Source organism: Micrococcus sp. APC 4021 (genome assembly GCF_030407635.1).
GTDB classification, from domain to species: Bacteria; Actinomycetota; Actinomycetes; order Actinomycetales; family Micrococcaceae; genus Micrococcus; species Micrococcus luteus.
Genome location: NZ_JASDCZ010000120.1, coordinates 1 through 6,935, shown reverse-complemented (window position 1 = coordinate 6,935; position 6,935 = coordinate 1). Strand labels below are relative to the sequence as shown.

At 74.1% G+C, this 6,935-nt stretch carries 6 protein-coding genes; 5 read left to right on the top strand and 1 reads right to left on the bottom strand.

Features of this window, described 5'->3' with window-relative positions; genetic code table 11:
* The first annotated feature begins 125 nt into the window (after positions 1 to 125).
* The 5 genes from rpsO to QL983_RS09585 all read left to right on the top strand — a co-directional run bounded on the left by rpsO (position 126) and on the right by QL983_RS09585 (position 5,711).
* Positions 126 to 395 carry a 30S ribosomal protein S15 gene (gene rpsO, locus QL983_RS09605; protein ID WP_017488396.1) on the top strand — a complete coding sequence of 90 codons (270 nt, stop codon included), beginning with the start codon at positions 126 to 128 and terminating at the stop codon, positions 393 to 395.
* Positions 396 to 691: 296 nt separating this feature from the next.
* Positions 692 to 2,953: a polyribonucleotide nucleotidyltransferase gene (locus tag QL983_RS09600; RefSeq protein ID WP_036315001.1), complete on the top strand. Its 2,262-nt coding sequence runs from the start codon at positions 692 to 694 to the stop codon at positions 2,951 to 2,953.
* A gap of 92 nt (positions 2,954 to 3,045) precedes the next feature.
* A complete protein-coding gene (locus QL983_RS09595) occupies positions 3,046 to 4,365 on the top strand; it encodes a pitrilysin family protein (protein WP_078026113.1) in 1,320 nt (439 codons plus the stop codon).
* A 43-nt stretch (positions 4,366 to 4,408) separates the two neighbouring features.
* A complete protein-coding gene (gene dapB / locus QL983_RS09590; protein WP_036315005.1) occupies positions 4,409 to 5,200 on the top strand; it encodes a 4-hydroxy-tetrahydrodipicolinate reductase in 792 nt (263 codons plus the stop codon).
* The gene (locus tag QL983_RS09585) at positions 5,193 to 5,711 is read left to right on the top strand and encodes a hypothetical protein (RefSeq protein WP_036315008.1); all 519 of its coding nucleotides are present in this window, start codon (positions 5,193 to 5,195) and stop codon (positions 5,709 to 5,711) included. Before dapB ends, QL983_RS09585 begins: the two co-directional genes overlap by 8 nt.
* A 17-nt stretch (positions 5,712 to 5,728) precedes the next feature.
* Here QL983_RS09585 and QL983_RS09580 read toward each other — a convergent pair.
* Positions 5,729 to 6,935, bottom strand: a 1,207-nt coding sequence (locus QL983_RS09580) for a heparan-alpha-glucosaminide N-acetyltransferase domain-containing protein (RefSeq protein ID WP_290152638.1), incomplete at its 5' end; no start/stop codon positions are given.

Below are 6,935 nucleotides of genomic sequence, written 5' to 3'. Positions count from 1 at the left end.
AGGGTAGGCGATGCGGTAGACTCGACCCTCGGCCTCCCTGCAGTCCGCGGTGGGGTGGGCCCCGCGTCGTCCGCCCCGGCGGGGCGCGGCCCGTGTTCGCGGTACCGAAGTGAAGGAGGCCCACCATGGCCCTGGATCCCGCTGTCAAGCAGCAGATCATCAAGGAGTACGCCACCCACGAGGGCGACACCGGTTCCCCCGAGGTGCAGATCGCGGTCCTGTCCCGCCGCATCAAGGACCTGACCGAGCACCTCAAGGAGCACAAGCACGACCACCACACCCGTCGCGGCCTGATGGCCCTGGTCGGTCGCCGTCGTCGCATGCTCGGCTACCTGCAGAAGGTCGACATCGAGCGCTACCGCGCGCTGATCGAGCGCCTCGGCCTGCGCAAGTGACCTGAGGAGGCGGCGCCGGAGCCCGCGGGAGACCCGCGAGCGCCGGCGCCGCCTTTCGTCTGCCCCCGGACGCACGTAGTGTGTCCCGGGGGAGAGATCGCCGCAGCCTGCGGCACTCCGGCGCGCCATGGCGCGCATCCCCGCATCATCGACACACCCGACGGCTCCGCGCCCATCGCTCGCGGTCCTCGACAGTGGCTCCCGGACCCCGCCGCACGGCGGGATGCCGAGGGCCTCGATCGAAGACCAGGGGGACAGGGACGCCTGCGGCGCCGTCCACCTGAAAGGAGGCCCTCATGGAGGGTCCTGAGATCACCTTCGCCGAGGCCGTCATCGACAACGGCTCGTACGGCAAGCGCACCGTCCGCTTCGAGACCGGGCGCCTCGCCCAGCAGGCCGCCGGCGCCGCCATGGTCTACATCGACGAGGAGACGTCGATGCTGTCCGCCACCACCGTCGGCAAGTCGCCCCGCGAGGGCTTCGACTTCTTCCCGCTGACCGTGGACGTCGAGGAGCGCATGTACGCCGCGGGCCGCATCCCCGGCTCGTTCTTCCGCCGCGAGGGCCGCCCGTCCACGGACGCGATCCTCACCTGCCGCCTGATCGACCGCCCGCTGCGCCCGGCGTTCGTCAAGGGCATCCGCAACGAGGTCCAGGTCGTCGTGACCGTCACCTCGATCGCCCCGGACGAGATCTACGACACGGTGGCCATCAACGCCGCCTCCCTGTCCACGCAGCTGTCCGGCCTGCCGTTCTCCGGTCCCATCGGCGGCGTGCGCATGGCCCTCATGGACGACGGCTCCGGCACGCGCCAGTGGGTCGCGTTCCCGAAGCACTCCCAGCTCGAGGGCGCCGTGTTCAACATGGCCGTGGCCGGCCGTGTGGTGGGCGACGACGTCGCCATCATGATGGTCGAGGCCGAGGCGACCCCGGACTCCTGGACCCTGGTCAAGGAGCGCGGCGCGCAGGCGCCCACCGAGGAGATCGTGGCCGAGGGCCTCGAGGCCGCCAAGCCCTTCATCCGCGCCCTGTGCGAGGCCCAGGCCGACCTGGTCAAGCGCGCCGGCAAGGACCCGGTGGACGTCCCCGTGTTCCAGGACTACCAGGACGACGCCTACGCCGCCGTCGAGAAGCTCGCCACGGACCGCCTGACCGAGATCTTCTCCATCGGCGACAAGCAGGAGCGCGAGTCGGCCTCGGACGCCTACCTGCTCGAGGTGCTCGAGGAGCTCGCCGGCGAGGGCAAGGACTTCGCCGAGCGCAAGGGCGAGATCGCCAAGGCCTACGGCTCCCTCACCAAGCAGATCGTGCGCCGCCGCATCCTCACCGACCAGGTGCGCATCGACGGCCGCGGCCTGACGGACATCCGCAAGCTGACCGCGGAGGTGGAGGTCCTGCCCCGCGTGCACGGCTCCGCCATCTTCGAGCGCGGCGAGACCCAGATCATGGGCGTCACCACGCTGAACATGCTCAAGATGGAGCAGCAGATCGACTCGTTGGCGCCGGAGACGGCCAAGCGGTACATGCACCACTACAACTTCCCGCCGTACTCCACCGGCGAGACCGGCCGCGTGGGCTCCCCGAAGCGCCGCGAGATCGGCCACGGCGCCCTCGCCGAGCGCGCCCTCGTGCCCGTGCTGCCGGCCCGCGAGGAGTTCCCCTACGCGATCCGCCAGGTCTCCGAGGCCCTCGGCTCCAACGGCTCGACGTCGATGGGCTCCGTCTGCGCCTCCACCCTGTCCCTGCTGAACGCGGGCGTGCCGCTGCGTGCGCCCGTGGCCGGCATCGCCATGGGCCTGGTCTCCGCCGAGGTGGACGGCCAGACCCAGTACGCGGCCCTGACCGACATCCTCGGCGCCGAGGACGCGTTCGGCGACATGGACTTCAAGGTGGCCGGCACCGCGGAGTTCGTCACCGCGATCCAGCTGGACACCAAGCTGGACGGCATCCCGGCCTCCGTGCTGGCCGCCGCCCTGACGCAGGCCCGCGAGGCGCGCCTGCACATCCTGTCCGTGCTGAACGCCGCCATCGACGCCCCGGACGAGATGGCCCCCACCGCCCCGCGGATCATCTCCGTGCGCATCCCGGTGGACAAGATCGGCGCGGTCATCGGCCCCAAGGGCGCCATGATCAACCAGATCCAGGACGACACGGGCGCGGACATCACCATCGAGGACGACGGCACCGTGCTGATCGGCGCCACCGACGGCGCCTCGGCCGAGGCCGCGCGCTCCGCGGTGAACGCGATCGCCAACCCGCAGGTCCCCGAGGTCGGTGAGCGCTACCTCGGCACCGTGGTGAAGCTGACCACGTTCGGCGGGTTCGTCTCGCTCACCCCGGGCAAGGACGGCCTGTTGCACATCTCCGAGCTGCGCAAGCTCAACGAGGGCAAGCGCGTGGACGACGTCGAGGACGTGCTCGGCGTGGGCCAGAAGGTCCAGGTCGAGATCACCAAGATCGACGACCGCGGCAAGCTGTCCCTCTCCCCGGTGGTGGCGGAGTCCGACGCCCTGGCCGAGACCGCGGACGCGATCGAGTCCTCGCAGATCGAGGCCTGATCCGCCCCGCCCGGCCCGGTGACCACGACGGCGCCGCACCCTCCCCGCGAGTGGTGCGGCGCCGTCGTCGCGCATGGGCGAGAATGGCCGTCATGAGTGTTCACCGTGAGATCCCCCTGGACTTCGACGGCGTGCTGGCGGACGAGGGCAACGGTTCCGTGGTGCGCCGCTCCGTGCTGCCCGGCGGCGTCCGCGTGCTCACCGAGGCCATGCCGGACCAGCGCTCGGTGACCATCGGCTACTGGGTGGCCGTCGGGTCCCGTGACGAGTCGCCCGAGGGCTACGGCGCCACGCACTTCCTCGAGCACCTGCTCTTCAAGGGCACTCCCACGCGCACCGCGATGGACATCGCGGCCGCCTTCGACCGCGTGGGCGGGGAGTCCAACGCCGGCACGGCCAAGGAGTCCACCGTCTACCACGCCCGCGTGCTGGACGAGGACCTGCCGATGGCCGTGGAGGTCCTCACGGACATGCTCACCTCCTCCCTGATCGACCCGGACGAGCTCGAGACCGAGCGCGGCGTGATCCTCGAGGAGCTCGCCATGGACGCGGACGACCCCGTGGACGTGGCCCACGAGAAGCTCGCCGAGGTCATGCTGGACGGCCACCCCCTCGGCCGGCCGATCGGCGGCACGCCCGAGACGATCCGGGCCGTCACCCGCGACCATGTGGTGGGGCACTACACGCACTGGTACCGCCCGGACGAGCTCGTCGTCACCGCCGCCGGCCACCTCGACCACGACGAGGTCTGCCGCCTCGTCCTCGCCGCCCTGCGCGCCTCGGGCTGGGAGCTCACCCAGGGGGCCCTGCCCGCCCCGCGTCGTGCCGTGGACACCGCCGGGGCCGCGGCCTCGCGGGTGCGGACCGGCACGCACACCGTCACCAAGGCGGTCGAGCAGGCCAACGTCCTCGTCGGCGGCCGCTCGCTGTCCACCACGGACCCGGACCGCTTCGCCCTGGGCGTCATGCAGTCCGTCCTGGGCGGGGGCATGTCCTCGCGGCTGTTCCAGGAGATCCGCGAGCGCCGCGGCCTGGCCTACAACACCTACTCGTTCTCCGCCGGGTACTCCGACGCCGGCTACTGGGGCCTGTACGCGGGCTGCCAGCCGGACCGGGTGGACGAGGTGGCCGCGCTGATGGAGGCCGAGCTGGACCGGATGGCCGAGGCCGACGTCACCGGGGAGGAGCTCGCGCGCGCCCACGGGCAGATCTGCGGCGGCACCGTGCTGGGCATGGAGTCCACGGGCGCCCGCATGTCCCGGCTGGGACGGGCCGAGCTGGTCACGGGGGAGTACGTGGACCTGGCGGCCTCCCTCGCCCGGGTCCGCGAGGTCGACGCCGGCCAGGTCCGGGCCGTGGCCGCGCGCCTGGCCGCGGGGGACCGGGCGCGCGTCGTCGTCGCCCCGGCCTGACCTCGGCCACGGCCGCCGGGGCGGGCCGCGTAGGCTGGAGGCCATGACCGAGACCCGCACCCCCTCCGCCGTGTCCGCTCCCGACGACGTCCCGCGCGTCGCGATCCTGGGCGCCCATGGCCGCATGGGCCGCCACGCGGTGCCCGCGGTGCGAGCGGCCGAGGGGCTGGAGCTCGTGGCCGAGCTCGGCTCGCAGGACCGCCTGGACGCGGTGCTCGACGCCGGCGCCACGCACGTCCTGGACCTCACGGTGCCGGACGCCTCGCCCGAGAACGTGGCCTTCGCCGTGGAGCACGGGCTGCACACGGTCGTGGGCACGTCGGGCTGGGTGCCCGAGCGCCGCGCGCGCCTCGAGGCGCAGTTGGCGGAGCACCCGGGGGTGGGCGTGCTGATCGCCCCGAACTTCTCGGTCGGCTCGGTGCTGGCCTCGGCGTTCGCCGCGCAGGCGGCGCGGTACTTCGAGTCCGTCGAGCTCGTCGAGCTGCACCACCCGGACAAGGTGGACGCCCCGTCGGGCACGGCCGTGCGGACCGCCGAGCTCATCGGCGCGGCCCGGGAGGCGGCCGGCGTGCCCGTCTCCCCGGACGCCACCGAGCACGACCCGGACGGCGCGCGCGGTGCCGTCGTCCACGGCGTGCATGTGCACGCGGTGCGCCTGCGTGGCCTGGAGGCGCACCAGGAGGTGCTGCTGGGCGGGCCGGGCGAGCAGCTCGTGGTCCGGCACGACGCGTTCGACCGCGGCGCCTACATGCCCGGCGTCGTCCTCGGCCTGCGGACCGTGGCCTCCCGCCCGGGTCTGACCTACGGACTGGACGGATACCTGGACCTTGGCTGAGCCCTCCCGCACTCCCGACGACGGCGCCGTGGGCCCGACCGAGCCCGCCGCCCGTGCCCGCCGCTCGACCGTGATGAGCAAGGTGTGGGTCGGCTTCGTCTGCCTGCTCGTGCTGCTGTTCGCCGGGTTCGCCCTCAACGCGTCCGTCGCGCTGGTGCGCGCCCCGCAGCCGCTGGCCAAGGCGATCGGCGTGGGCGTCATCCTCGTGGTGCTGGTGACCGTGGCCGTCCTGGCCCGCGAGGTGTGGTTCGGCCGCCAGACCGAACGCCTGGCCGACCAGCTCGAGGCCGAGGGCGGACTGCCGGAGGACGACCTGCCGCGCTCGCCGGGCGGCCGGATCGACCGGGAGGCCGCCGACGCCCAGTTCGAGCTGTACCGCGTGGAGGCCGAGGCCGCACCACGCGACTGGCGCGCCCGCTACCGCCTCGCCCTGGCCTACGACGCCTCGGGCGACCGCCGCCGCGCCCGCGAGGCGGCCCGGGAGGCCGTCCGCCTGCACCGCGCCGGCTGACGCTACCCACGCGTCGCTCAGCGCCCCCCGACGGCCCGTTCCCGTTCCTCACCCGCCCGGGAGAGCCGGGCCATCACGGCCTCGAGCGGACCCCGTCGGCCGCTGAGCTCGGCGGCCAGCCCGGCCGCGAGGCTCAGCACGACGAGGGCGGCGAGCAGCGCCCCGTCGGCCGGGTCGAGTCCGGTCGCGTCCACGAGCGCGAGCACCACGAGGTGCCCCACGTAGAGCGTGAGCGGGATGCGCCCCGCACCCACGAGCGGGCGCAGCGCGGCGTGCCCGACCAGCGGCCGGGCCAGCAGGCAGGCGCCCAGCACGGCGCAGGCCCAGCCCGCCGCAAGCACGGCGGCCACCACGGACCCGGAGTGCGGGGTCGGCAGGGCGAGCCACAGCGGATCCGGGATCAGCAGCGCGAGCCGCGGCTCGCCCGTGCGCAGCGTGAGCGCCGTCTCGACCGGGTCCGTGCCGATCGCCGCGGCGACCCGCCCGAGCGTGCCCGGGGCCCGCAGCACCGCCGCACCGACGACGCCGGCCGCCGCCCACGCCGTGGCCCCGCCGCCGAGGATCCCGGCGGCCACGTGGGGCCGGTCCAGCGGCAGCCGCCCCAGGGCCAGCCCCAGCACGAGGAACGCGCCCCAGGACAGGACGGGGTAGTAGCCCGTGACCGTCAGATCGGCCAGCAGCAGCCCGGGACGCAGCAGGTCCGCGGGGCCGGGGGAGAGCCAGAGCCGCCCGCCCACGAAGAACTCCTGACGGCCCAGGGCGGCCTGTGCGGCCGCGACCACCGCGAACACCAGCACAGGCCCGAGCACGAGCCACGTCCCCGCGATCACCCCCAGGGTGCGGGCGCGCAGGCCCAGCAGGGGCAGCGCGAGCAGGAAGAGCAGGGCGTAGTGGCACAGGATCACGGCCACGGGGACCCCGAGCGTCCCGCACGCGAGCCCGAGCACGAACAGCAGACCCGCGCGGCGGGCGATCCGGCGGCGCAGCGCCGCGCGCCGGATCCCCGTGGCCGGCGTCGCGCCCCCCGTGGACAGGGCCAGCCCGACCCCGGCCAACAGGACGAACAGCACCGAGGCGCGGCCGGCGAACCACAGGAACGCCGGGTGGGGTGCTCCGTCCGCCGTCACCGGGTCGACGACGTGGACGGTGATCATGCCGAGCAGGGCGATCCCGCGGGCCGCGTCGACGCCGGGCAGTCGGCGACGCGCGGGCCGGTCCGGGCGG

Coding starts and splice junctions, on each gene's coding strand:
- QL983_RS09600 (WP_036315001.1), top strand. CDS start 692: ATGGAGGGTCCTGAGATCACCTTCGCCGAGGCCGTCATCGACAACGGC.
- QL983_RS09595 (WP_078026113.1), top strand. CDS start 3,046: ATGAGTGTTCACCGTGAGATCCCCCTGGACTTCGACGGCGTGCTGGCG.
- dapB (WP_036315005.1), top strand. CDS start 4,409: ATGACCGAGACCCGCACCCCCTCCGCCGTGTCCGCTCCCGACGACGTC.
- rpsO (WP_017488396.1), top strand. CDS start 126: ATGGCCCTGGATCCCGCTGTCAAGCAGCAGATCATCAAGGAGTACGCC.